General features: G+C 42.1%; 17 protein-coding genes. 7 read left to right on the top strand and 10 right to left on the bottom strand.

The annotated features are described in order from the left end of the window. Window position 1 precedes the first annotated feature (1 nt). From BM156_RS01410 to BM156_RS01390, 5 genes are all read left to right on the top strand, one after another. A complete protein-coding gene (locus tag BM156_RS01410) occupies window positions 2–1,093 on the top strand; it encodes an efflux RND transporter periplasmic adaptor subunit (protein ID WP_093918032.1) in 1,092 nt (363 codons plus the stop codon). A gap of 13 nt (window positions 1,094–1,106) precedes the next feature. Beyond that, window positions 1,107–4,361 (top strand): efflux RND transporter permease subunit, encoded by a 3,255-nt coding sequence (locus BM156_RS01405; protein WP_093918031.1) that lies wholly within the window; start codon window positions 1,107–1,109, stop codon window positions 4,359–4,361. Between the two features lie 2 nt (window positions 4,362–4,363). Further along, on the top strand, window positions 4,364–4,675 hold the full coding sequence (locus BM156_RS01400) for a hypothetical protein (protein ID WP_093918030.1): 312 nt from the start codon (window positions 4,364–4,366) through the stop codon (window positions 4,673–4,675). Between the two features lie 19 nt (window positions 4,676–4,694). Beyond that, the gene (locus BM156_RS01395; RefSeq protein WP_093918029.1) at window positions 4,695–4,880 is read left to right on the top strand and encodes a YgaP family membrane protein; all 186 of its coding nucleotides are present in this window, start codon (window positions 4,695–4,697) and stop codon (window positions 4,878–4,880) included. A gap of 116 nt (window positions 4,881–4,996) precedes the next feature. Further along, complete coding sequence (locus BM156_RS01390) at window positions 4,997–5,353, top strand: hypothetical protein (RefSeq protein ID WP_093918028.1); 357 nt, start codon at window positions 4,997–4,999, stop codon at window positions 5,351–5,353. A gap of 515 nt (window positions 5,354–5,868) precedes the next feature. Here the strand turns inward: BM156_RS01390 and polA are convergent. The 3 genes from polA to BM156_RS01375 form a co-directional block, all read right to left on the bottom strand. Then, window positions 5,869–8,652: a DNA polymerase I gene (gene polA, locus BM156_RS01385; RefSeq protein WP_093918027.1), complete on the bottom strand. Its 2,784-nt coding sequence runs from the start codon at window positions 8,650–8,652 to the stop codon at window positions 5,869–5,871. Between the two features lie 11 nt (window positions 8,653–8,663). Next, window positions 8,664–9,113, bottom strand: coding sequence for a 6-pyruvoyl trahydropterin synthase family protein (locus tag BM156_RS01380; RefSeq protein WP_093918026.1), 450 nt, complete (start codon window positions 9,111–9,113; stop codon window positions 8,664–8,666). A 100-nt stretch (window positions 9,114–9,213) separates the two neighbouring features. Then, window positions 9,214–9,519 carry an ArsR/SmtB family transcription factor gene (locus tag BM156_RS01375; protein WP_243745418.1) on the bottom strand — a complete coding sequence of 102 codons (306 nt, stop codon included), beginning with the start codon at window positions 9,517–9,519 and terminating at the stop codon, window positions 9,214–9,216. A gap of 208 nt (window positions 9,520–9,727) precedes the next feature. Between BM156_RS01375 and BM156_RS01370 the strand changes: the two genes are divergently transcribed. Further along, the gene (locus BM156_RS01370; protein WP_093918024.1) at window positions 9,728–10,702 is read left to right on the top strand and encodes a polyprenyl synthetase family protein; all 975 of its coding nucleotides are present in this window, start codon (window positions 9,728–9,730) and stop codon (window positions 10,700–10,702) included. A gap of 4 nt (window positions 10,703–10,706) precedes the next feature. Here BM156_RS01370 and BM156_RS01365 read toward each other — a convergent pair whose 3' ends face one another. Beyond that, window positions 10,707–12,002, bottom strand: coding sequence for a hypothetical protein (locus BM156_RS01365; RefSeq protein ID WP_093918023.1), 1,296 nt, complete (start codon window positions 12,000–12,002; stop codon window positions 10,707–10,709). Then, window positions 11,992–12,558: an RNA polymerase sigma factor gene (locus tag BM156_RS01360; RefSeq protein ID WP_170846818.1), complete on the bottom strand. Its 567-nt coding sequence runs from the start codon at window positions 12,556–12,558 to the stop codon at window positions 11,992–11,994. The genes BM156_RS01365 and BM156_RS01360 overlap by 11 nt, the downstream gene beginning before the upstream one ends. A gap of 348 nt (window positions 12,559–12,906) precedes the next feature. On the opposite strand from BM156_RS01360, the gene BM156_RS01355 reads away from it, so the two are divergent. Continuing rightward, window positions 12,907–13,923, top strand: coding sequence for a radical SAM/SPASM domain-containing protein (locus BM156_RS01355; RefSeq protein ID WP_093918021.1), 1,017 nt, complete (start codon window positions 12,907–12,909; stop codon window positions 13,921–13,923). A gap of 148 nt (window positions 13,924–14,071) precedes the next feature. Here BM156_RS01355 and BM156_RS01350 read toward each other — a convergent pair whose 3' ends face one another. The 5 genes from BM156_RS01350 to BM156_RS01330 all read right to left on the bottom strand — a co-directional run bounded on the left by BM156_RS01350 (window position 14,072) and on the right by BM156_RS01330 (window position 25,168). After that, window positions 14,072–14,905 (bottom strand): hypothetical protein, encoded by an 834-nt coding sequence (locus BM156_RS01350; protein ID WP_093918020.1) that lies wholly within the window; start codon window positions 14,903–14,905, stop codon window positions 14,072–14,074. Between the two features lie 29 nt (window positions 14,906–14,934). Continuing rightward, window positions 14,935–16,821, bottom strand: coding sequence for a SusD/RagB family nutrient-binding outer membrane lipoprotein (locus BM156_RS01345; RefSeq protein WP_093918019.1), 1,887 nt, complete (start codon window positions 16,819–16,821; stop codon window positions 14,935–14,937). Between the two features lie 23 nt (window positions 16,822–16,844). Next, window positions 16,845–19,937, bottom strand: coding sequence for a SusC/RagA family TonB-linked outer membrane protein (locus tag BM156_RS01340; RefSeq protein WP_093918018.1), 3,093 nt, complete (start codon window positions 19,935–19,937; stop codon window positions 16,845–16,847). Window positions 19,938–20,325: 388 nt separating this feature from the next. Further along, window positions 20,326–22,164: an outer membrane protein assembly factor BamB family protein gene (locus BM156_RS01335; protein WP_093918017.1), complete on the bottom strand. Its 1,839-nt coding sequence runs from the start codon at window positions 22,162–22,164 to the stop codon at window positions 20,326–20,328. A 1-nt stretch (window position 22,165) separates the two neighbouring features. Then, on the bottom strand, window positions 22,166–25,168 hold the full coding sequence (locus BM156_RS01330; RefSeq protein WP_093918016.1) for a serine hydrolase domain-containing protein: 3,003 nt from the start codon (window positions 25,166–25,168) through the stop codon (window positions 22,166–22,168). Window positions 25,169–25,174 lie beyond the last annotated feature (6 nt).

Raw genomic sequence — 25,174 nt, 5'->3', positions numbered from 1 at the left:
AATGAAAACAAGTTTTATTAAGACAGCCCCACTCTTAATCGCCATAGCTTTAGGAATTGTACTTTCCTCATGCGGATCAAAAAGTACAACTGAAACAGCGCCTGTTAAGCGTGTTTCTGCTCAGTTGGCAGTTGCCAAGCTGAAAGATTATCCAGTTGTTCATAGCTTCTCGGGTAAGCTGGAAGCTGAAAAACAAGCCACTTTAAGTACCCGAATTATGGGACAGGTGAACCGGATTTACGTAAAGCCCGGGCAAAAAGTGAATCAGGGCGATTTATTGCTTCAAGTTCGAAATCAAGATATTCTGGCTAAAAAGGCTCAAGTTGAAGCCAGCAAGCTGGAAGCAACAACTGCTTTTGAAAGTGCCCAGAAAGACCTGAAGCGTTTCGAAGCCTTGTATGAGGTCGGCAGTGCGTCTGACAAGGAAATGGACGATATTCGGACACATTTCCAGATGTCAAAAGCCCGATTGGAAGCCGTGAATCAGATGGAAAAGGAAGTGGAAGAGTCAATCCGCTACACGGCGATTCGTGCTCCTTACCAAGGTGTAATTACCGGAAAGTTTATTCAGGAAGGTGATATGGCCAACCCTGGAATGCCACTCTTGAGCATGGAAAGCCCCACCAAGTGGAAGGTTGTTGCCCGGATTCCGGAAGCTGATATTGCTCGCTTGGAGTTGGGAGATTCTGTTAAGGTGACCTTCAATGCACTTGAAGGTGTCGAGTTTAGTGGAGTTATCGCTGAAATTAATCCATCATCGGCTAACACCGGAAACCAGTTTGAAGCTAAAGTTCTTTTAGAAGCTCCTAAAGGAGAAAATGCTCGCTTGTATACAGGCATGTATGCTTCCGTACTTTACGAGCATGGAACGAAGCCTTCAATTTTAGTTCCTGAGAGTGCATTGGTGCACCAAGGTCAGCTTGTGGGGCTTTTTGCGGTAGGCCAAAATGGAAATGCCTTACTTCGCTGGGTGAAAACCGGAAAAGAAAACAATGGTGCTGTCGAGATTTTATCAGGTCTGGCTGACGGCGAAACCTATGTTCAGTCAGCCAACGGAAAAGTGGTTGACGGAGCATTAGTTGTAAACCAATAAGCAGAAAAAAAACATGAAGACAGGATTTGCAGGCGGAATCGCCAAACAATTTATAAATTCAAAATTAACGCCACTGTTGATGGTTGCCTTTTTGGCAATCGGAATCTACAGTTCGTACCTGACTCCACGGGAGGAAGAGCCTCAGATTGATGTTCCCATCGCTGATATTTTCTTCCGCTATCCGGGAGCCAGTCCTAAAGAGATTGAATCACGCGTGATGCAACCACTGGAAAAAGTGGTGGCCAATATTCCTGGCGTAGAGTATGTTTACTCAACATCAATGCCGGGGCAGGCCATGTTAATCGTTCAGTTTTATGTGGGTGAAGATGTGGAGCGCTCGTTGGTGAAAATGTACAACGAGATTATGAAGCACATGGATCAAATGCCTAAGGGAACAAGTTTACCCTTGGTAAAAACACGTTCAATTGATGATGTGCCGGTCTTGGGACTTACTTTCTGGAGTGAAAACTACAACGACTATGAGTTGAAGCGAATTGCCCAGGAAGTGAATAATGAGATTGAGCAAGTTGGAGACGTTTCAGAAACCAAAGTGATTGGCGGTCGTTCGCGCCAGGTTCGCGTGGTGTTGGACAATGAGCAGCTGGCCGGATTTCATGTTGATGCCTTGAGCATTGCTCAGAAAATTCAGCTGGCTAATTCGCAATTCAATGCCGGAGCCTTTAATCAGAATGACGAAGAATTCCTGGTGGAAGCTGGTGAGTTCCTGAAAACATCTGATGATGTGGCCAACTTGGTTGTTGGGATTCATAACGGAAGCCCGGTTTATCTGAAACAAGTGGCCCAAGTGATTGACGGGCCCGAAGAACCAGCTAACTATGTGAGCTTTGGTTATGGTCAGATTAACGAACAAAAGGAAGCATTCCCGGGAGATTACTCCGCTGTGACTATTTCTGTTGCAAAGCGTCGAGGTGCCGATGCCATGAAAGTTTCGGATGAAATTTTGGCAAAGATTGATATTTTGGAGGAGTCGCTTATTCCGGCTGATGTCCATGTTGATGTTACCCGGAACTATGGTGAAACAGCTTCGCACAAAGTGTCCGAGCTACTGATGCACCTGCTTGGAGCGATTGTCGCTGTTACGTTTGTGGTGATGTTGGCTATGGGTTGGCGAGGAGGCCTGGTAGTTTTCTTATCGGTGCCAATTACCTTTGCCCTGACCATGTTTAGTTACTATTTCCTCGATTATACTTTGAACCGGATTACCTTGTTTGCTCTGGTATTTGTAACGGGAATTGTGGTTGATGACTCCATCATTATCGCGGAGAATATGCACCGCCACTTCAAGATGAAGAAACTGCCGTTTATTCAGGCAGCCATTCGTTCGATCGATGAGGTGGGGAACCCAACAATTTTGGCAACCTTCACTGTAATTGCTGCGGTGCTGCCAATGGTTTTTGTTTCGGGTTTGATGGGACCTTACATGAGTCCGATGCCAATTGGAGCTTCCATTGCCATGATCTTTTCACTGCTGGTTGCACTGACCATTACGCCATTCCTGGCTTATCGTCTGTTGCGTACCAATGAAAAGGAAGGAAAGCAGAAGAAGGAATTCCGACTTGAAGATTCCATGATTTATCGCTTGTATGCCAAAACCATGAAACCAATGCTCGATTCGAGTTGGAAACGCTGGACTTTCATCATTGGAGTTACTGTTCTGCTGATGGGATCGATGACTTTGGTGTACTTTAAAATGGTGGCCGTAAAAATGCTTCCATTCGATAATAAAAATGAGTTTCAGGTCATTATTGATATGCCGGAAGGAACAACACTGGAACGTACCGCTGTTGTAGCCAAAGAGTTGAGTGCTTACATTGCTCAGCAAGAAAATGTTGTGAATTATCAGACTTATGTAGGAACTGCTTCACCGATGAACTTCAACGGATTGGTTCGTCACTATGACTTGCGAAGAGGCTCGAACGTTGCCGATATTCAGGTTAACCTGACGGATAAAGGCGACCGGAAATTACAGAGCCACGACATTGCAAAGGCCGTGCGTCCGGGACTGCACAAGCTGGCAGAAAAATACAATGCAAATGTCAAAGTGGTGGAAGTACCTCCTGGTCCTCCGGTGATGTCAACCTTGGTGGCCGAAATTTATGGCCCGGACTACGAAACTCAGAAAGACATTGCTCATCAGGTTAAAGGTTTATTTGCCAATACCACCGATGTGGTGGATATTGATTGGCACATGGAAGATGACCAGTACGAGTATAAATTCAACGTTTTAAAGGAGAAAGCTGCCTTATTGGGATTGTCAACTCAGCAAGTTGTTCATAGTTTGCAAATGGCCCTTGGAGGACATGAAGTGACTCAGCTTTACCAGGAGAAAGAGCACGATCAGGTTGGTGTTATGCTGCGTTTTAAAGAGAGTGAGCGCTCGGATATCAGTGATCTGAAGAAGGTGAATATCATGAGTCCGACTGGGCAGGTTGTAGCCTTGGGCGATGTGGTTGAAATCGAGAGAGGCTTACAGGACAAAAGCATCTACCGGAAAAACCAGAAGCGCGTGGTGTATGTAACAGCCGATGTTGCCGGAAATCTGGAGAGCCCGGTTTATGGAATCATGGATATGTCTGAAAACCTCAATACCATTCAACTTCCTGAAGGTTATACTTTAAATGAAGAGTTTACTCAACAGCCTTTTGTCCAGGATGATTATAGCCTGAAGTGGGATGGTGAGTGGCAAATTACCTATGAAGTATTCCGCGATTTAGGAACTGCTTTTGCCGTCGTGCTGCTGGTAATCTACATGTTGATTATCGGTTGGTTCCAAAACTTCAAAGTGCCTTTTGTGATGATGGTGGCTATTCCTCTTTCGCTTGTCGGAATTTTGGTCGGACACTGGATGATGGGAGCATTCTTCACCGCTACTTCAATGATTGGATTGATTGCGCTAGCGGGGATTATGGTCCGAAACTCGATCTTGCTGATCGACTTTATCAACCTCCGGCTCAACGATGGAGTTCCGCTGAGAGAAGCGGTTATTGAAGCAGGAGCCGTTCGGACTACACCAATTTTATTGACTGCCGGAACCGTGGTGATTGGTGCCGTGGTAATCTTGTTCGACCCGATTTTCCAAGGACTGGCGATCTCGTTGATGGGAGGAACCATTGCTTCTACCTTCCTGACTTTGATTATTGTTCCGCTAATTTATTACATGACTGAGCGCAAGAAATATCCGGTTGCTGAGTCTGTAAGTACGGAAAAAGAGAGTGACGAAAATACAGATGAACCTTTAAACGACTAATGATGATGAAATTTGTAATTATTCAGTGTGTAAAAGCTTATCACCATGAGTTGGAGCAGATTTTGAAAAGCATAAAAATCAATGCTTACAGCGAAATGGATGTGGAAGGTTTTATGGAGCAGGCTGATGGAAATACAGACTTTGCAAATTGGTTTGGCTCACAAAAAAATCCATACAACTACATGGTTTCATTTATGTTCCTGGCCGAGGATAAATCGAACCAACTATTAGACCGGATTCAGGAGTTCAATGATGGAATTGAAGCAATGAGTCCAATTAATGCCTATGCTGTTGGAGTAGAGAAATTTGTATAACCAAAAAACAAGCTATAAAATGAGAGAACGTGTCGTAAGGGCTGTTGCCGGATTTATGGTCTCCTTAAGTGTGCTGTTAGCCATTTTCGTGAGTACTGATTGGTTAATTCTAGCCGCCTTTGTTGGTCTGAACCTTTTTCAGTCTTCAATAACTAGATTTTGCCCTTTAGAAATCATCCTGAAGAAAGCAGGAGTAAAGGACTAGTTAGTCGGGCCGCAGCTATTGAGTTGCGGCCCTTTTTTTGTTCTAAAAAATCGCGTCATTCCACCGTTGATACATTCAATCAAAAGTATGCTTACCTTTGTAGGCTATAACGTGTCATGATGAAACAAGTAATTCGATTGGTTTTGGTTGCCCTGGCGGTTGTGACAACCTTATTGGTTGTGCCTCAGGAGCAAGCCGGCAGCACCATTGCTGTCGATGGCCATCTTGTTTCAAACAATTCGAATGGAGCTTATCAGCTGCCATCTATTCCTCCCTTATTCTTATTTAACAAAGAGGCAAATGGAACGCAGACTTTGACGGACAACCTGCGCTTTCAGTTTCAGCTGTTAAGCAGTAATCGGATCGTGCCGCGTGGTTTTTGTTTTAAAAACACCATTCGTTTAACCCTTCCAAAAATTAACTATTGGGCCTCTGTTCCGCTGTTTATTCGTGAACATGCCTTGCTGTGTTAGCCCGGGAGTTTTCATCTTTCTTTTCAAGTTCTATTGGTTAATCCTAAATGATTTTACCGATAGAAACAATCTTCTATTTTTTTGAATAAACTGCAATTTCAAAAGGCTGCAGATGCAATGTGAGTTTGGATAAATCGATTGCGTTTAATTAAAATTCCATGTGCAGAAGCAGGTTCTGGTAGCTATTCTTTAAAGCAAGAAGAGTTGATGCTATTCTCACAAATGAGCGAGGATGAGTATCTGGATTTTTATAAAGCTTGAGTTTGCACAGCGCAAAGAGTTGTTGGCTTTGAACTCAAGCTCATTCCAATTACTTAAAACTAAATACGATGGAAACACAAAATAGTACCCCGGAAACAACACCTAAAAAGAGTAAGGATTTTATCTGGTTATTGGTTGGATTGATTGGACTTATATTAGCCTTAATACTTCTCAAGTATTTGATGAGCTATTTTGGGTTGGTTGGTTGATTGTAAATAAGACGAGGCTGCTCAAAAGGGCAGCCTCGTTATCTTTTAGTGTGCTTCCATCCAGTTCGAAGCTGCATCCATTTCTACGGTAAGCGGAAGGCCAATATCAACGGCATGTTCCATTTGCTCTTTGACGATCTTTTGCACTTGTTCTAATTCGTCTTTCGGAACATCAAAGTTCAATTCATCATGCACTTGCAGAATCATCTTGGCTTTGAGTTGTTGCTTATCCAGCTCTCGCCAGATATTAATCATGGCCAGTTTTATGATGTCTGCAGCCGATCCTTGTATCGGCGCATTAATGGCATTTCGTTCAGCAACGCCACGTACAACGGCATTGGCTGAATTGATGTCTTTCAGGTAGCGGCGGCGGCCGCGTATGGTTTCCACATAACCTTTATCGCGCGCAAGGTTGATGCTTTCATCCATGAATTCTTTTACCCGTCCAAAGTTCTCAAAGTAACCGTCAATCAGTTGCTTGGCTTCAGAGCGTGAAATATTGAGCCGTTCAGAAAGTCCGAAGGCCGAAATGCCATAAATAATTCCGAAGTTGGCTGTTTTAGCCTTTCTCCGCATGTCCGAGGTAACTTCTTCCAACGGAACTTTATAGATTTTTGATGCGGTGGTGGCATGGACATCCTGCTTGTTCCGGAAGGCCTCCATCAGGTTCTCATCTTTACTCAGGGCTGCCATAATACGCAGCTCAATTTGTGAGTAGTCGGCTGATAAAAACAGGTGATTGTCATCCGAAGCGGTAAAAGCCCGCCGGATTTCACGACCATTTTCATCCCGAATTGGGATATTTTGCAGGTTCGGATTGGTTGAGCTTAAGCGTCCGGTTGCTGCAATGGCCTGGTTGTAGCTGGTGTGAATTTTGCCAGTTTTGGCATTCACTAACTGGGGCAATGCTTCAACGTAAGTGGACAACAGCTTTTTCAATCCCCTAAAATCAAGAATTTTAGAAATAATCGGATGTTTGTCAACCAGTTTGCTCAATACTTCTTCGGAAGTTGAATATTGTTTGGTTTTTGTTTTCTTGGCTTTCGTATCAATCTTCAGTTTTTCAAACAGAATGGGGCCCAACTGTTTGGGCGATGATACGTTAAATTCTTCGCCGGCTAAATCGATGATCTCTTTCTCAAGATCAATAATTTGTTCCCGGAGTTTTTCAGCAAAGACGTCTAGCTCTTTGGTATTCAGGCTAACGCCGGCTATTTCCATGTCGGCCAGTACCGGAATAAGGGGCATTTCGATTTCTTCGAAAACACCACGAACGCCGGTTTTGTCGAGTTGCGGATCGAGTGCGAGTTTCAGCTGCAGGGTTAAATCAGCATCTTCACAGGCGTAATCTTTTAGCTTCTCAACCGGGACTTGGCGCATGGTTTGCTGCTTTTTCCCTTTCTTGCCAATCAGGCTTTCCGTTTCAACCTTCTGGTAATTCAGATAGGTTTCGCACAGGTAATCTAGGTTATGACGCAGTTCCGGTTGAATGAGGTAATGAGCAATCATCGTGTCGTAAACAGGGCCTTTCACGTCAACACCATAGTGTTTGAGCATCAGGATGTCGTATTTGATGTTTTGACCAATTTTCTGAATGTTTTCATCCTCAAAAATCAAGCGGAATTCATCAACAATTTCCTGCGCTTTCTTTCTCTCTTTGGGTAACGGAACACAGTAAGCCTCGCCGGATTTGAATGCAAATGACAAACAAACGAGTTCGGCTGTATGAGTGTTCAGTCCCGTTGTTTCGGTGTCGAAGCAAAACTCTTTTTGTACCGAAAGTTCTGCACGTAGGCTGGCTCGTTGCATAGCCGTTTCTGCCAGGTAATATTCGTGTGGCGTATTCTCGATGTTGGCCAAGTCTTTTCGTACAGGTTGTTGGACGGTTTCAGTATCCCCAAAAAGAGAGCCTTGTGCAAAGGCTGTTTGTTGCGGTTGTGCCGGAACTCCTAGCTTTTGTGCCAGTGTGCGGAATTCCAGTTCGTTGTATATATTCCTTAGGACTTCAATATTGGGTTCGTCCCGGGTCAAGGCTTTTTCGTCAAAGTCAACCGGAACATCCTGGATAATCTCAACAAGTTTGCGTGAAAGACGAACTTGCTCTTCAAAATTCTGTAGGTTTTCTTTTTGCTTTCCTTTCAGCTCGTCAATGTGCTCGTAAATGCCGTCGATCGATTGGTAGGAGGCGATCAATTTCATGGCTGTTTTGGGTCCAATTCCCGGGCAGCCAGGGATGTTATCGGCGGTGTCACCCATCAGTCCAAGAATATCAATCACCTGATCAGGATGTTCGATTTCAAACTTATTTTTAACCTCTTCAACACCCCAGATTTCTACATCATTTCCTGCCCGTCCGGGTTTGTACATAAAGATTTGGTTTGAAACCAGCTGTGCATAGTCTTTGTCCGGGGTCATCATGTAGGTGGTGTAGCCTTTCTTTTCAGCTTTTTTGGCTAAAGTTCCAATTACATCGTCCGCTTCAAAACCAGCTCTTTCGAGAATGGGGATGTTGTATGCTTCAATAATTTGCCGAATCCACGGAATGGCTTTGCGGATATCTTCGGGCATCTCATCTCTTGTCCCTTTGTATTCGGCAAACATCTCGTGCCGAAAGGTGGGCGCATGCACGTCGAAAACCACAGCAATGTGTGTTGGATTTTCCTTGTTTAGCAGTTGTTCCAAGGTGTTAACGAAGCCCAACATGGTTGAAGTGTTCAGTCCTTTGGAGTTGAACCGTGGATTTTTGATGAAGGCGAAATAAGAGCGATAGATTAACGCATAGGCGTCCAGCAAAAACAGGCGGTGATTCTTCTTATTTTGTTCTGGCATGATTTTCAAATTTATGGATTATCAGAAGCAAACCACTCGGCAAATGAGTTGTTGGTTTCATAAAGCCGAACACTGAATAATTCAAGATGTTCAGGAAGCAGCTTTTTAAGTTTATCAGCAATAAAAATAACCATATTTTCGGTTGTTGGCTGAAAATTAACCAAGTGTTGGCGTCGATAGAGTTCGCCGAGTTCAGTTAACTTCTCATGCGCAGCAATATCGTTGATCATCAAGGAATGGTCAAATGGCTCGACAATGTACTTTTTGACCAGTTTCTTTAGCACGCTGAAATCCATCACCATGCCATCTTTCGGGTCGCCAGCACTCTCAAGCGGTTCGCCCAATAGTGTGATTTGTAGTTTGTAGGAATGCCCGTGAATGTTGCTGCATAAGCCATCGTAATTGGTTAATGCGTGCGACATTTCAAAGCCAAATTGTTTCGTAACTCTTATCTTCGTCATGCTTTCAAATTAATGGGGCGAAATTAAGAAACTTCAGCGCAAAAAATAAAAAAAGCCGGCAAAGGGCCGGCTTTTAAAAACTATTGTTGTCGGTTCAATATTATTCTCCACAAGTGCAACGCTCCAGGCAATCAACCACCTGGCTTAACACATCGTGTTTCAAGTAGTAGAAGGTATTTTTACCTTCACGTCGCGAACAAAGTACGCCTTTGTCTTTCAAAATTCCCAGGTGGTGCGAAGTTGTTGACTGCTCAATGCCCAGTAGTTCATGAATCTGGGTAACAGTCAGCTTTTTACCACCTTCAAGGTGCTTGAGTATGGCAATACGCATAGGGTGCGCAATGGCTTTCAGCATATTCGCTGCCATATCCAATCGTTCTGAATCTAGTTCCTGAATCTTTATCATCTTGTTTATCAATTACAAATGCAAATATATAAATATTTGATTTCTTCTAAAAGAAAACAACTGTAAGAATGATATTTTAGAAGGATTACAAATACCTGATTGTTAACAGGGCCGTGAACAAAGCTCGGATTATTTTGTGTAAGACTGTGATTTATCAAGTAAAAACTTAATTTATTTGCTATTTTTGAACCGTTCAAAACCCGAACAAATGAGCTCTTTGGATATCATTCAGGCCCCCATAAAAGACGAGTTGAAGCAGTTTGAAGAGTACTTCAAAACAACCATTCAAAGCGATATCCCGTTGTTGTCCTTAATCATCAATTATATTTTGAGAAAAAAAGGAAAGCAAATGCGCCCGATGTTTGTCTTTCTTTCTGCTAAAATCAATGGTGATTTCAATGAGTCAGCCTTTATGGCCGCGTCTTCTATTGAGCTGTTGCACACGGCAACATTGGTTCATGATGATGTGGTGGATGAATCGTACGAGCGCCGGGGGAGTTTTTCAATCAACGCACTTTGGAAGAATAAGCTTGCTGTTTTGGTTGGAGATTACATTCTGGCTCGCGGGCTTTTGCTGAACCTGGATAACCACAAATACAGTTTTTTGCAGCTGATTAGTCGCTCGGTAAAAGACATGAGTGAGGGTGAAATTCTGCAGATGCGGAAAAGCCGGAAGCTGGATATTGACTACGATACCTACTTTGAGATTATCGAGAAAAAGACGGCTTCGTTGATTGCAACAAGCATGGCAATTGGTGCTGCTTCGGTTAGCGAAGATGAAGCTGTGGTTGAGAAGATGTTTCAGATTGGTATTGACGTGGGGATTGCGTTCCAAATTAAGGATGATATTTTTGATTATCAGGCAAAAGGTGTTTTGGGAAAGCCAACGGGCAACGATATCAAGGAAAAGAAAATCACGCTTCCTTTGCTGTATGTATTGAGCAATTCAACAGAGAAAGAGAAGCGGCGCATTTTGCACGAAGTGAAACGCAAGCACAAGAATACGGCTAAAGTTCAGGAGTTGGTTAACCTGGTGGTTGAGCGAGGTGGATTGGAATATGCTACCGAACAAATGAACTATTACCGCGATCGTGCCATCTCTCAATTAAATGAATTTCCGGAGTCGGATTCCCGGAATGCACTTGTTGAGTTGGTGAACTACGTGACTACCCGAAAGAAATAGCTGATCATTCGCGTCTCAGTTTGAAGACAATTCCCGTTTTTATTTGCCAGTTACTCCAGCTTTGTTTTAACGCTCCGGAAGAGCGCAAAGGCATGTGATAGCTTGGTGAGCAATAGAACCAAAAGCGATTGGATAGTTTGTACTCCCAGCTTAATCCCAGCTTTAAATTAGCGGGAATAGTGAGATGCTTAAAAGCTCCATATTCTTCCTTAAACAGGATTAACGAGTCACCAGCTTGATAAAGATCGTGGTATACTTCTTTTAAAAATATGCGGGCGCTTAGTCCTGCTTCAGCCCGGAAAATATTCTTTTCGTTTTGTGCAATTGTTCGAGATAGCGATAGGCTGACTTCCAGCATGTTTAGCTGATGATGAATAAGTGAGGTTGAATCGTGTAGTTGGAAGTTGGTTGGAAGCTTAGCTTCTAATTCGGCTCGAGTTCTGCTTGAGTCAGGAACAAAAATTGGTTGATCCAGACCTTGAGGCTGGTAGTTGATTTTTGAATAGGAAAAGTCAACAGCAATGGCATATTTGTCCGACAAGGGGCCGCGTAAGCCAAGTGTCCAGCTTGGTGTGTTTAGCGATTGGCTGTTGTAGTTGCTTTTGCTTAGTGGTGAATAAGAAAGTAGGACTTCAGTTGGCCCAACAAATTGCAGGTAAGCTTGCGAGGTTTGATTGAGTTGGAAATTGAACTCTGGCAGTTTCCAAGTGCGTTTTTTTCTCTTTTTGGACGCTTGTTGATTGGGACTTGTTGGAGTCTCCGATGTCGTATCAAGTTCTAGTCTTGGCAAGCTGAAGCTGCTTTCCAATTGATGAAATCCGATCAATTCTAATTCTTCATAGGAGAATTGAAGAGAGTCTGTAGCTTTGGAAACAGGCCTTAAGCTTAGTTGCTTATTTGATTCAGGTATAGTCTTTTCTTTCGGAGTTCCTTCTTGTGAATTTGAGACTGCACTTGTCAGTTTTCTAGTTGGTTGATGCTGTTTTTCTGTTGATTTGTTTTCTTGTTTTTTCGAGGATTGTTGTATGCTTTCAGACAAATCGTAAACTTGTCTCTGAGGTGTTTGTTCTTGGTTGTTTGGCTTCGTTGTCAACAAGAAGCAAAGGGTAATTACTGTGCTGATTGCAATGAATCCAAGCAGTTTCCGGTAGCGATAGAGCATTTGTTTCCAGCTCGGGACAAGTTGCTCTTGCTGAAGTTTGGTTTTTAGTTTATCCCAATCCTGTGGCTTAAACTCCGGCTGATAATCATCCAGCACCTGTTTGAATGTATCCCATCGGTATTCTTCGTTATTTTTCATGATGGTTAAGGTTTTGGATTAATACTCGAAGTTCCTTTTTGGCCCGGGTAAGGTTGGCTCGGGATGTGCTGGTTTTGATGTTCATCATTCGTGCAATTTCCTCGTGCGAAAAACCTTCAATTTCGTGTAAGTTGAAGGTCATCCTGTACAAAGGAGGAAGTTGCTGTAGTAAAAGAATAATGGTTTCAGCGTTTAATGTTTCTTCAATGCCATGGCTGGTTGGCAGGTCTATTGTTTCGTCAATTGTGTCATTTTCCTGGTATTTCTTTTCCTTTTTATTGTAATCAAGCGAGGTATTTATGGTTATGCGGCGGATCCAAGCTTTAAAATCACTGTTCTCATTGTATGTGCTGATATGTTTAAACACTTTCAAAAAGGTGTCATTCGTTATTTCCGAAGCAAAGTCATCAGAGCTAGCGTAGCGCAAAGCGATGCTACGCACGTAAGCATAGTATTCCCTGTACAACTGTTCTTGAGAGTTGAGATCCCCCCATTTACAGCCGTTGAGCACTTTTTTAAGCTTAAATCCTTTTTCCTTTTGACGAAAAAATATCACGAACTCAATTGTCTTTCGTGTTGTTAGCTAATCTGTTTCCGATTGAATTTGTCACATCACGCATTTTTCTGATAAATGACGGAAGTGCTTTTAGCTTGAGCTAATGATTTGTCATGGAAAATATGTTGTTGCATAGGCCATATTTGAGGTTTAAAAATTTCTACACACTACCCAAACGATAAAAGCCATTAAATCGCTGCAATAAATTCATTCTTTTTTTGAAAAAAGATAACTCACTTGATTTTCCGTCTTTTAAGAAAAGTTGAAGAGTCGTTAAAAATAGCTTGAACAGCATTTTGAAGTTCGATTTCGTCTCGGTTTTATCAAAGTTACGATTTAAAACTGGGTATGATGTATATTCAAATTCGAACCTTTTTGAAGCGCTATTTTTATCAAAGACCCCTTGTGTGGATGGTGTTGGAGTTATTTCAGGGACTTCTTTTTGTTGCTGATTATTTTTATTACTATCGACTGAGAGGCCATCAGAGACGATTTAGTATTCGAGAGATTAACATTGAGTTTTCCAATAAGTGCAATCTGCGGTGTAAGTTTTGTTCTTTGGATCACTCAAAAGAAGCTCGGTACATGACTTCGGACACTCTTAAGCTATTTCTCGATGGCTTTTTGATTCACAACCAAATGAGGAAGGTGGAGGTGATTAATTTACACAATGGCGGTGAAACGCTGCTCCATCCTCGTTGGGAAGAAATGCTGCAAGTGATTAAAGAGGCTAAGGATTTAGCTCGAAATAATGGTTATCATTTTCCTAAAATTTATCTGTTAACCAATGGGATGCCACTAACCGAGAAGACGGTGGAGAAATTACTGGCAATGGAAGTTTTGGATGTGATCGGCATTAGCATGGATGGAGGGACTCCCGACTTGTTTGAGAAAATTCGGGTTCGGGCTCGTTGGTCGGTGTTTTATAAGCAGGTGGAAAATTTGGTGACCATGAATGAGCTTGCTCCATCTCCCGTGAGCTTATACAGCATTTGCTGCATTCCATCGCAGTTTGAGTTAACCACCAGATGGATGCACCCTGAGTTTGTTGAGATTTTAAATCTTTTGGATCGTTATGAACTACGACGACTACACAATTGGGCGGGAGAAGTGGAAACTGTTCAGCCCCGGGAAAAGAGGCACAAGGTTGGCTGTGGCCTGCTGATGCGCCAACTGGTTGTACTGCCTAACGGGAATGTGACGGTTTGTTGTAATGATTTGAACTCGAAAGGAGTGGTGGGCAATATTCGTAGGCAATCCATTCCGGATATTTATCAATCGCAGGAGCGCATGCACTACTTGGCTAAGCACCTCAGACGAAAGAAGGGAGATTTGGAACTTTGTCGGAATTGCGAGACATTTTAATGACCGTTCAGCCTTTGATAGGGTAAAACGACTTCAGAAAATAGAACGGTCTCATAGTACGACTTCAATAAAAAGAAAAATGTGCACCTGCTTAGTATTGCAGGCACACAATTTTTCCATCAAGATTGATCTATTTTTTGTCTTTTATTTAGAGTGCATAGAACAATCTAACTGAGGCCTTGGGTTGGCTGGATCGGAATCCGGCCATTACATGATGAACGCGTCGCCCGATATAACCTCTCCAGTAATCGGAATAGCTAACGTAGTTGCTTGATGAGTTGTAAAGTTTTAGGTCGTCTACAATATTACCATCATTATCAACCACCTTCATCCTGTAGTAAACATTTGCGTAACCAGAAGAATTATTAATCGTTTTTAATATTTTAACGGGTTGCCATCCGGTTGTTTCTCCAAATGCAACAGGAGAACCAATATTGATTAGTTCATCTGTATTTGGGTCAATGTATTGGTACTGTAATTTAAGATCAGAGGGAACACCTTCTGTTTCGTATAAGAAATTATAGAATTTCACATAAGATGTTGAGTCTGTGTCCTCTGTTAAATTAGCAACGTATGGGTATTCATTGTCAAACACGATTGGGTCTTTATCGAAGTCATGGATAAAGATGTTTTGTTTCCCTACAGTTAAGGTTGTGTTGCGATCGTAGACTAATATTTCATCGGTTCCTTTGTACAACTTAATGTTTACTTCGCCAGGAGTAACGGTGTAAAAACGTCCCACCGATCCTTTGGGAATAACATTATAAGTCGTTAATGGAGCATCACTATTGGCATATAGTTGATCATTGATCTCTACTCGGTAAATATTGTTTGTTGATTTGGCCGCGAGTGGAGCAAAATAGTGAAGCTGAAATTCAGCTAATTCTCCGATCGATGTCGTGTTGTATTCAATTTCATGCTCTTCGCAAGACATTGCAAAAGCAATTATTGCAATTAAGCTTATGTATTTTAATATTTTCATCTGCGTTATTTTTTGTGATTAACACCAAATTATTGCACGTTTGTTGGAAGGTCTCCCGGATAGGCAAACCAAGGAATTGAACATTGATAATCATCTGCAGTTCCGGAAATAGGCAGTAATGATTCGAGTGATGGAACATTCCACATATATTCTGAGTTGTAGCGTGGTCTTATCCGGTAGCAAGGAGCTCCTTCATTATCTGTGTCAAAGGTGATTTTTCGGCTTGATACCTGAGCAGGAGGAAGATAAAGCCCTTTAAAGACTTTTGTTTCATCTGTGTCCCATTTTTGATCGACCATGGAAATATCCCAACCATTACCTGAATGTGGATAGTCTCCTGAATAGCTTAGATCATAATGGTATTTTCTCATGTCTACCCAAGCTTCGAAAGCACCCCAAGGATATAGCGAAACCCATTTTTGCATCATAATGTGAGATAATGAAAAATCGGACATTGATAAGTTGTTTACATATGGTCCTTCAAGGTATTCGTTGGCTAACGTTCCAAAAACATCTTTCGTTATTTTGTCGCCACCAATGGAAGAGCCTTTGTCTCCAGGATAGATGTACTTTTCTGTGAATGCCATGTCTGCACTGACACCAGCTTTAAATGCTTCCAGCGCATTATCCTTTTGATCCAATTTCCAGTAAGCTTCTGCTAGGCAGAATTTTATTTCGGCACAGGTAGTAAGAATGTAGGGGGCATCGTCCCTGTAGATCCATCTTCCAATTCCGTCGTTTATATCTCCGGTGTAAGAAGAGGATTTGTTTCTTCCATAAAACGAGGGTGCTGTACCTACAGATCCTGCAGTTCCTGCAAATGATCCTCCGTAGTATTTTCGTGCTTTAATACTATCGATATTTTCCATGTATTCGTAGCTGGGATCATCAGTTGTAGCTAGCTTTACAGCAACTCGGGGATCATAGTGTCCTGCGAGTTTAAATGTATCACAAATAATTTGTTTATCTGCCAGCTCGTACGGATAGTAGTCGTTATCTTCAACTACATTTTTTTCGCCAGTAGCTTCATCGTATTTGGGGACAGTTCCTGTAAATACCTGAACCGCATAGTCGTGTTGGAAGTATGTGTAAGACAGGTTTCTCCGGTATGTTCCCCAGAAGTTATTGTAAGAAGATTGTGAGGCAGATGATGATCCTCCGGCGACTTTTACAGTTGCATCGTCTGCAGAAGACTGGAAGGACTTATTTGCACATTCAATTAGTTCTTGAGCGTACTCAGATGTGAAGTTGTTTTTATTGGATAATGACGCAAGGTTTCTTACAATCACGGCATAAGCAAATTTGACCCACTTTTCTTTATCTCCATAATAAATGTAGTCGTTTGAACTAATCTTATCTCCATATTCATGGGGGTCTTCCATTTCCAGATATTCAATTGCTTTGTAAGCCCATTCTCGAACTTGTGGGTAAATTTCTTCTTGGTAGTTATATTCATGGGATAGCAAGCCTGGAACAAATGCGTCTTTAAGGGGAAGGTCGGCATGTTGTTTAGTCAATAAGTCCCAAGAGTAGGCCTTAATGGCATATCCGATTCCTGCTAAAGTCCATTGTTCAGCTTCAACAGATTGATTGATCATATTTTCAAGGTTCATTCCTTGTTCCCAATAAACGAGTCGCCAAATTTGTCCACCAACATCGCTTCCTGAGACATATGAGTGATAAGCAAAGTTGTCAAAAGAACCAGAGGTTGTTCCCATCATTTGAGTGAGAGGAGCCATTGCTCTAAGGTCATAATACATATCTTGGTATGAGGCGATTATTCCTGCTAAATAGAGGTGTCCTTCAACGTAATCAGGAGCATCTATATTGTTGTTTACATCCAGGTATTCATCACAACTCGAAATAGAGATGGAGAATAACCCAAGTAGTGTAAAAGTGACTAATATATTTTTCATAGTATTATTCTGATTTAAGATAATTAGAATGTAACATTTAACCCAATTGAGTATCCTCTGGGATTAGGTATTGACCAAACATCGTAGCCTTCTCCTCCAGTTCCTCCTGCTGCAGCGGATACCGTATTTCCAACGGCATCGATACCAGAATAATTGGTCCAGGTTGCCAGGTCATTTCCTGCTATGTGAATAATAGCTCTGGAAATAAAGGTTCTTCTAAGTAGTTTGCTTGGAATTCGATAGGATAATCTAAGTTCTTGTAGTCTCAGATAGTTTACATCTTTTTCGAGCCAATCCTCATCTTGACCAGTATATATTGAAGAACCATAAACGTCATAGGTTACACCGATATTGTTTTTAGTTGGTGTGTCTGTGTTCTCATTACCATCTCTGAGGACTCCATCGAACACAACAGGACCACTTTCTCTAAGATCAACAGATTCCCAGCTTGTTCCACGTTGCATCATCGTTCTTTTGGTTCCGTTTACTACTGTTGCTTTGTATCTTCCAGCAAGTAGTGCTGAAAGGCTAAAGCCTTTGTAATTAAAACGGGTTGTGAATCCGAAACGTAACTTTGGTTCTCGATCGCCAATTACACTCCAAGTTTCATCAATAATTGGTAGCCCAGTGGTTGGATTGATGAGGATTTGTCCAGCATCATTTCTGCTGTAGGCTCGCCCCGTTAATGTGGTAACAGGATGTCCCACCATGATTCCGTTTCTAATATTTCCAGAGTTCCAGGTATATGCATTATAATACTCAGTCACATTTTCGGGTAGGTAAACCACCTCCGATTTTGTATGAGACGCATTGATACCAACATTCCAGCTAAGGCCTGAATTGGTTTGAATGATATCTGCATCAATATGTCCTTCCCAGCCCCAGGTATCAAAGGTTCCAACATTCATGTTATTTAGGACAAAACCAGTAGCATAGCTTAACCTGAAGCCCTTAACAATTTGATCTTCGCAATGGGTCCAGAAATAGGTAAAGTCAGTATTGATTCGATCGTTGGCAAAACGGCCTTCAAAACCTATTTCATAGGAGGTTGTCATCTCTGGACGTAGGTTCTTGTTCGGTCCGGTGTACCCGTATTGATAGCCTCCACCGGTAAGTTCTGTGGCTTCTAGCTGAGGATCAATTTCAAGAGGGCCGGCATCTTTTCCTACTTGAGCTACAGAGCCACGGAGTTTTAGGTAAGATACCGACTTATTGTCTTTCAAGAAGGGAAGTTCGGTAGCAATAAAAGCTCCTTCAATTGCTGGGTAGAAGTAGGAGTTGTTGGCTACAGGTAATGTTGAGGACCAGTCGTTACGGGCCCTAAGTGTGACGAAAGCCATGTTGTTGTAGGCTAACTCCACTTGTCCGGATAAAGCTTGCACCCTTCTTGTCGTTGTTCTTTTTGTAGAAGCTACGGTTGAGGGGTCAACATTGTTTATAGACTGAAAATCAATTACAGCGTAATTTGATCCGTAAGTGGCTAATCGGCTTACCCCGTTTTCGATCTGGTGGTATCCAAACTGAGCAGAAATATAAAACTTCTCTTTTATAGTTTTGTTGTAACCCGTTAGTAGGTTGAGTGTTGGGTAAGAAAAGTTGGATTTGGCGAGGTTGTATCTTCCTACTCCACCGTTGTCGTTATAGTAGTAAGGATGTATTGATGTTTCGTAGGTTGAAGTTCCAACATCCCATCCAACTTGTGCTCGGAGAAAAGCATCTTTTATAGGAGAAATTGTTGCAACAAAGCTTGAAATGAATCGATCAGATTCATCGTACAGTTTATTTTTGTACATCCCAAAAAGAGGATTCAATAAGTCAGTGTCTGTATAGTAGTTAGGCATTCTCATGTGAGAGCCATCTTCGTCCATGTAGTTTGACATATCATCAACAATAGGCCATCTCATGGCCATGTATAATGGACCGGAAGTACCTCTTGGAACTTTAGTATTTTCTGTTGAAACAAATTGCATGGAACCTTCAAATCGAATCCAGTCGTTAAGTTTTGCCTTTCCGGATAATGAAACATTCATTCGAGAATAGTCTGTTGTTTTGACAACTCCTTCTTGGTCGAGAAATGATGCAGAGGCTCTCAGAGATGCTTTATCCGATCCTCCTTCTATTGATACATTCTGCCTGGAGGAAAAACCAGTTCTGAGCACTGATTCAATATTATTATACAATTCCATGCCTTGCGGATACAATCCTCCGTATCTGCCAGAATAATAGTAGTTTGTTGTTCCTCTGGCACCGTTGGCATATTTAGTTTGTAGGTCCGGGTAGCCGTAGGCCTTATCCCATTTAAAAGAATTGCTGTAAGAAACACGTGCTCTTCCTGCAGTCCCTTTTTTGGTGGTTATAATGATGGCTCCGTTTGATGCATCTGATCCATACAAGGCAGCGGCTGCAGCTCCCTTTAATACTGTCATTGATTCAATATCCTCCGGGTTGAAATCATTTCCTCTTGAAGCAAAATCAAGGTTTCGTACTGAAAAGCTTGCTCCTCCATCAGCTAGGTTGCCAGGATTGAAGGTGGAGTTATTCATTGGAATTCCATCAACAACATATAATGGTTGATTATTTCCAGAGATTGAGGTGATACTCCTTAAGACAACAGTTGTCGAAGAGCCTGGAGTACCTCCACTTGAGCTGACGTTTAGACCTGCTACACGTCCTTGTAATGCGGAAATGAAGCTTTCCCGACCAGAATCTGTAATATCTTTGGCTTTAATGTTCTGAACAGATGATCCGATCGATCGAGAAACCCTTTTCATTCCAAACTCTGCTGTTACCATAATTTCATCAACTGCTTGTACATCAGTCTTCAGGTTAACGTTGATGGTGTTGGATTCATTCACCACTATTTCTTGGGTTGCATATCCAATAAACGAAAACTGAAGTGTTTGCCCTGGAGAAGCTTCCAGTTTGAAAAAGCCTTCTGGGGTAGTCATGGTCCCTTCGGTTGTCCCTTTTATAACGATACTGACACCAGGTAAAGGTTCTTGATTTTCGGCATCCATTACGTGGCCTGTAATGGCTTTTGACTGTGCTGATGCCCTGCTGGGTGTTATGATTATCCCAATAAGCGCCAGGCACATTAATAGAATTGTTTTTTTCATAAATTAGTTTTTTAGTTATTTTGAAATGATCCTTATATATTGGTTTGTTTAAGAAATAGTCTGGCAATAGACTTGATTAGGTAGTTAAGTTTTTACATTGATTTAAAGTGTTTTAGTGCTGTTTCGAGTGTTCCATTTATCTAGGTACTTTTTTCTGGCATAGGCTGTGGTATTTGGGTTGAAGATCTGATGCTTATGTTGTTTTATTTTATTCTAAACGACTTAAAAATAGAGTTTTTATTTTTATATTACAATAACATGTAACATGTAATACATGTTTTTTGTATTTTATGGGACGTTCTTATGTAAAAGCTTGTTGTTCTTGCATGTCTGTAAAATGAAGTATTTGTTTTTCTGTAGGATAGGTTTGCTAAAAATGTGCACCTGCTTAGTACTGCAGGCACACAATTTTTCCATCAAGTACTGAAACGAGTAATTGACGGTCTGAAACGGGAAGAATATGGTTAATCAAGGCGTTGGATATTTTGTATTTCCATGCAACTTGATGCGTGTTTTTATCGATGGCGCAAACAATCCCATTGGTCGTTGGCACAAAAAGGTAGCCATTGGCTTCTGTAATTGGGGATGGAGCTATCTCATAGCCTAAGTCTGCAGGACATTCCCAAGCCAGTTTTTGTTCTTTTGTGTTGGTGTAAAAGGCGTCAACATTTCCTTCGTTCATGTTTTTAATGTACACCAGTTCTCCATCTTCCGAAATGCCGATAGATTCTCGGCAAGTATATTTTCCTGAGTCCCAGATTTCCTCACCGGTAGTTGCATCCAAGGCAGTCATGTGACGATCGGGAGCAACAATAAATACCTTGCCATTGGTGGCTACTGGCCAAACAGCAGCAGGTGATAGCATCCGGTTGGTGTATTTTTCTCTTTTCCAAACGAGTTTTCCGGTCTGTTGGTCGAGTGCATAAAAGGTATTACCCCAAGAGCCAAAATAGACCAAACCATTGTAGATTAAAGGACGGGTTTCAACAAAATTATTTACGTCATCAAATTGCCAGTTTATCTTTCCCGTCTTTAAATTGATCGACCTGAAAATACCTTCAGATGAGCCAATGAAGACGTCGTTTCCATCGATTTCAGGTGAAGCAACAATGGACTTGTCGGTTATGAATGACCAGATTAATTTGCCGTTTTTTAGGTTCAGGCAGTAAATGGAATTGTCTGTTGAAGCACAAACAACCCGGTTCTTCGTTATTGCAGGAGTTGAGTATACTTTTCCTGCAGTTTGAAACTTCCACAAGGCTTTTCCGTTGGTTCGGTCCAGGGCGATAATTTGACCATTGCTATTTCCATAGACGGCTATTTTATTGTTGTTGGCAATGCCCGTGCCGACGTCGCTACTGTCTTGCACTTCCCACGTTTTTTGTACTTGCGTAAAGCGATCATTGATGGAGTAGTCGGGTCTTGGCCAGTTAGTTTTATCTTGGGCGAAATGGTGGTTTTTTAATGCAACTTTGCACCAAACAGGATGTGTCTTTTGCCCCGGAGTTCGTTCTGCATAGTAAAGTGTATCCTGTTTGATTGTGGCCAAATTATAACCGCCGACCTTGTTCTTTGCGCGAAGGTTTGAGCGTCCCATTATGCCAGGTATTCCTTCAAAATTGAATAATTTATTTCGATGGCCATGCCCCAGCAAGGTCGCTTGAATGTTTCGGGTTTTTAGTTTGTCAATAACCTTGTACCAGTTGGATAACGATTCATCAAGCGGGTAGTGGTTGACAAATATGATCGGCTGGTCAGGATCTTCCATATTGGCTAAAGCTGAATCAAGAAAAACGAGTTGTTCGTGTGGAACTAAGCCTGGCGCCATGCGCATGTTAGGACCACTTGCGGTTCCAATAAATAGATAGCCATTCTTTTCGAAAGCAAAAGACTCTTTTCCAAATATCCGAACGAAGCTATTGTTGCCACTTTCAGACCACTTGGAGTCATGATTTCCCGGAACAATGTACCAGGGTTTGTTCAGTTGATCGAAAATTTCTTTGGCGAGCGTGAGTTCTTCATCCGAACCAAATTCGGTGATATCTCCAGAAAGAATCACAAAGTCAATAGTTGAAATTGAATTGATGTCCTGCACAGTCTGCTCCATGTCTTCAACAGAAGTACTGCTTCCTACATGAATGTCGGTAACATGAGCATATTGTAGTGTTTGGGCATAAATAGCTATTGAAAATGCCAGAAGGACTGATATAAGCACTAATTTCTTCATGTTATTTTTCTACTTCATCATAAATGACTTTCAGGATATTGGTTCGGACGTTGAGTTGCCCCAGTTTATTTCCTTCTCTCGTTGGAAATACGCGGTTACTAAGAAAAATATAAGTTAGTCCGTTGGCTGGGTCAGTCCAGACAAAAGTGCCGGTAAAACCTGAGTGACCAAAACTTTGAGGATTGGCTGCAGTACAGGGGTAGCTACGGCTTTCATTCAGCTCTTGGTTATTGAGTAAAGGCTTATCAAATCCCAAACCTCTTCGGTTGTTGTTTTCTGGGTATTGTACTTGCGTGAATTCTTTCATTGTTTTTTTATTCAAATACTTATGGTTGCCATAGGTTCCCATTTGTCGGTACATTTCCATCAGTTTTGCCAAGTCATTGGCTGTTGCAAAAAGGCCTGCATTTCCCGAGATACCTCCTAAAACAGCTGCCGCTTCGTCGTGCACCGTACCATGTACCTGTTGATTTCTGTAATACCTATCGTATTCTGTGGGAATAATTCGATTAATAGGGAAATGATCAAGAGGATTGTAGGTGATGGTATAGGCACCTAACTGATGATAGAAATTTTTATTTAGAAAGTCAGTGTAGTCCTCTCCGGATAAGCGTTTGGTGATCTCTGGAATGAGAAGAAAAGACAAACCACTGTAAACATATTTGCCGGGTTCTTTGAGTTCTGATAGCCGTACTTGGCGGTAAATCTTCTTCTTGAAACGCTGGCTTAGGAAAAGTCCAGGCGAGACTTCCAGTTGATTTTTTTCGGTTGGTTGAAAAGAGTACCATTTAGAATTCAGTTGACCGTCTTTTCGAGTCGCAGTCCAGAAGTTTAAGTAGGGAATTAATCCGGCTTGATGAGCTAGGATTTCTCGCCATGTTAAGGCTTCCTTGTTTGATCGGTGAAAGAGGCTTTTTTTCCAATCGGGCCACGACTTGGAGAATGGTGAGTCCAAGTTAATTTCTCCCTCATCGGTTAATTTAAGCACAGCCGCCAATGCCCCGGTAATTTTCGTTACAGAGGCTAAGTCATAGAGGTCATTTTCTTTAACCGGAATTAATTGATCGTAAGTGTGATGACCGTATGTTTTTCTGAAGAAAACCTTTCCATCCTTGGCAGCAAGAACACTGCAGCCGGGAGTTGCTTTTTGAGCAATAGCATCATCAACAATGGAATCAATTCTGGACGTTAGTGAGGCACTGTTCACTCCAAGTTCTTCAGGAATGGTGTATTTCAGGCGGATGGCTTTTTCAATAGAGATTCCATCGCCAAGAGAATAGTAGGAAGCCAAGCTAACCGGTAGTTTTCCTGAAGCTCCAATTCCTCCGAAAATGAGTTGTGCTGTTAACTCTTGAACAAGTGAATCTGCTTGGTAGCTTAGGACCAGCCCCTGAGGCTTTTTAAAATCATTGATTTCAGATAGGGCATAAGGGCTTGAGAAAAAGACTTCGATACTGTTTTTTTCTGTACCCAGGTATTGTAATAATGATTCAGTCTCGGCAGTTAGTCCATAAGGACGTTTAGGGCGCACACGCTGCATGTTGCCGACTTGCATGGAGTGCCGGGTCTTGCTTTCATATAAGTGGAATCCAGCAATCACCAAGTTGAAGTCGGCGAGTTGCTCTTTTAAGTTATTTAAGTCCTCGTTGGAGAAATTCTCTGGAAGAAAGAAATTTGTTGTTTGTGTGTATTTGGCCAACATTTTCTGAAAAGGGGTTGGCATGACAGTCGATTGATTTCCAATAATAAGGCTGGCGATACGCAGTGTGTCAAGCCGACTTAGAGGAATGAGTTGATTCTGGTTTTCCAATAATGTAAGTGAGGCTTCAATCATTTGTCGCTTACTAAGTTTTGCTTGAGGGCTGTTTAAGTCATTCAGCAGGTTGCGCGTGTTGATCGGTTTTATTTGATGCAATCCGGCCCAGTGTTTTGCGGCTAACACACGTCGGCATTTGTGGTTGATCTCTTCCCAAGTCAATTCATTTCGTTCAATGGCTTGTTGGATTCCTTCAATTGCCTTTTCAATGTCTTTGGGGAATTCGACAACATCATTTCCGGCTTTGAGAGCAAGAGCTTCAATTGCTCCCGGTGCTCCGAATGTTTCAGCTCCAGCCATATTCATAGCGTCGGTAATAACCAAGCCTTTGTATCCCCATTCGTTCTGCAATATTCCTTGAATAATTGGAGCAGAAAGACTTGAAGGAATGGCTTCTTGAGGATCGAGTTGCGGAACACTGAGGTGAGCAGTCATGATGCCTGCTATTCCGGCTTCTGCCAGCTTTCGGAATGGGTAAAGCTCAACTGTGTCAAGGCGGTCTCTGGAATAGGGCACTAAGGGAAGGGTGTAGTGAGAATCAGATTGTGTGTCCCCATGTCCGGGAAAGTGTTTGGCAACAGCGATGATCCCATTCTCCTGAAGTCCTTGCATGTAAGCAATGGCGTAATCTGCTACCTTCTGAGGTGATTCACCAAAAGAGCGCATGCCAATAATTGGGTTCAGTGGTTGGGTATTGCTATCGGCAACTGGTCCAAGGTTGATGTGAACTCCCAGTCGTTTCATTTGCTGAGCCATGGCTGTTGCCACTGCCTTAATTTGTTCCGGACTGTCGGAAGCGCCCATCATCATGTTATAAGGAAAAGGAATAACACCTGGCAGGCGCATGCCAACTCCCCACTCTGCGTCCATGGCAACCAATAAGGGCGTTTGTGCTTCTTCCTGGTACAGGTTGGTTAGTTGAGCCTGTTTTACTGGATCGCCTGAAAAGAAAATAACACCTCCAAGATTGTATTTTTTGATGAGTTCTGCTACCTTAAATTGGCTGGTAACATCTTTATTGGCAGCTGTGTTTACCCATACCAATTGGGCAATGCGCTGTTCGGGGCTAAGTGAGTTAAAGACTGAATCAACCCATTGATGTTCCATCAGTTTGTTGATGTCGAATTGAGCGCGACTTTGGGTGAATGAACAAGCAATAATCAGAAAAAGTAGGGCAAATCGTTTCATGATAAA

The organism is Sunxiuqinia elliptica (assembly GCF_900113005.1).
GTDB lineage: Bacteria > Bacteroidota > Bacteroidia > Bacteroidales > Prolixibacteraceae > Sunxiuqinia > Sunxiuqinia elliptica.
This window is presented reverse-complemented; position numbering and strand designations above follow the sequence as displayed.

What these genes read in the sequence shown, in the direction of transcription:
- BM156_RS01345 (WP_093918019.1), bottom strand. Translation starts at nt 16,821, where the DNA reads ATGAAAAATATATTAGTCACTTTTACACTACTTGGGTTATTCTCCATC.
- BM156_RS01400 (WP_093918030.1), top strand. Translation starts at nt 4,364, where the DNA reads ATGATGAAATTTGTAATTATTCAGTGTGTAAAAGCTTATCACCATGAG.
- BM156_RS01380 (WP_093918026.1), bottom strand. Translation starts at nt 9,113, where the DNA reads ATGACGAAGATAAGAGTTACGAAACAATTTGGCTTTGAAATGTCGCAC.
- BM156_RS01410 (WP_093918032.1), top strand. Translation starts at nt 2, where the DNA reads ATGAAAACAAGTTTTATTAAGACAGCCCCACTCTTAATCGCCATAGCT.
- BM156_RS01390 (WP_093918028.1), top strand. Translation starts at nt 4,997, where the DNA reads ATGATGAAACAAGTAATTCGATTGGTTTTGGTTGCCCTGGCGGTTGTG.
- BM156_RS01365 (WP_093918023.1), bottom strand. Translation starts at nt 12,002, where the DNA reads ATGAAAAATAACGAAGAATACCGATGGGATACATTCAAACAGGTGCTG.
- BM156_RS01355 (WP_093918021.1), top strand. Translation starts at nt 12,907, where the DNA reads ATGATGTATATTCAAATTCGAACCTTTTTGAAGCGCTATTTTTATCAA.
- BM156_RS01395 (WP_093918029.1), top strand. Translation starts at nt 4,695, where the DNA reads ATGAGAGAACGTGTCGTAAGGGCTGTTGCCGGATTTATGGTCTCCTTA.
- BM156_RS01405 (WP_093918031.1), top strand. Translation starts at nt 1,107, where the DNA reads ATGAAGACAGGATTTGCAGGCGGAATCGCCAAACAATTTATAAATTCA.
- BM156_RS01335 (WP_093918017.1), bottom strand. Translation starts at nt 22,164, where the DNA reads ATGAAGAAATTAGTGCTTATATCAGTCCTTCTGGCATTTTCAATAGCT.
- BM156_RS01340 (WP_093918018.1), bottom strand. Translation starts at nt 19,937, where the DNA reads ATGAAAAAAACAATTCTATTAATGTGCCTGGCGCTTATTGGGATAATC.
- polA (WP_093918027.1), bottom strand. Translation starts at nt 8,652, where the DNA reads ATGCCAGAACAAAATAAGAAGAATCACCGCCTGTTTTTGCTGGACGCC.
- BM156_RS01330 (WP_093918016.1), bottom strand. Translation starts at nt 25,168, where the DNA reads ATGAAACGATTTGCCCTACTTTTTCTGATTATTGCTTGTTCATTCACC.
- BM156_RS01350 (WP_093918020.1), bottom strand. Translation starts at nt 14,905, where the DNA reads ATGAAAATATTAAAATACATAAGCTTAATTGCAATAATTGCTTTTGCA.
- BM156_RS01370 (WP_093918024.1), top strand. Translation starts at nt 9,728, where the DNA reads ATGAGCTCTTTGGATATCATTCAGGCCCCCATAAAAGACGAGTTGAAG.
- BM156_RS01375 (WP_243745418.1), bottom strand. Translation starts at nt 9,519, where the DNA reads ATGATAAAGATTCAGGAACTAGATTCAGAACGATTGGATATGGCAGCG.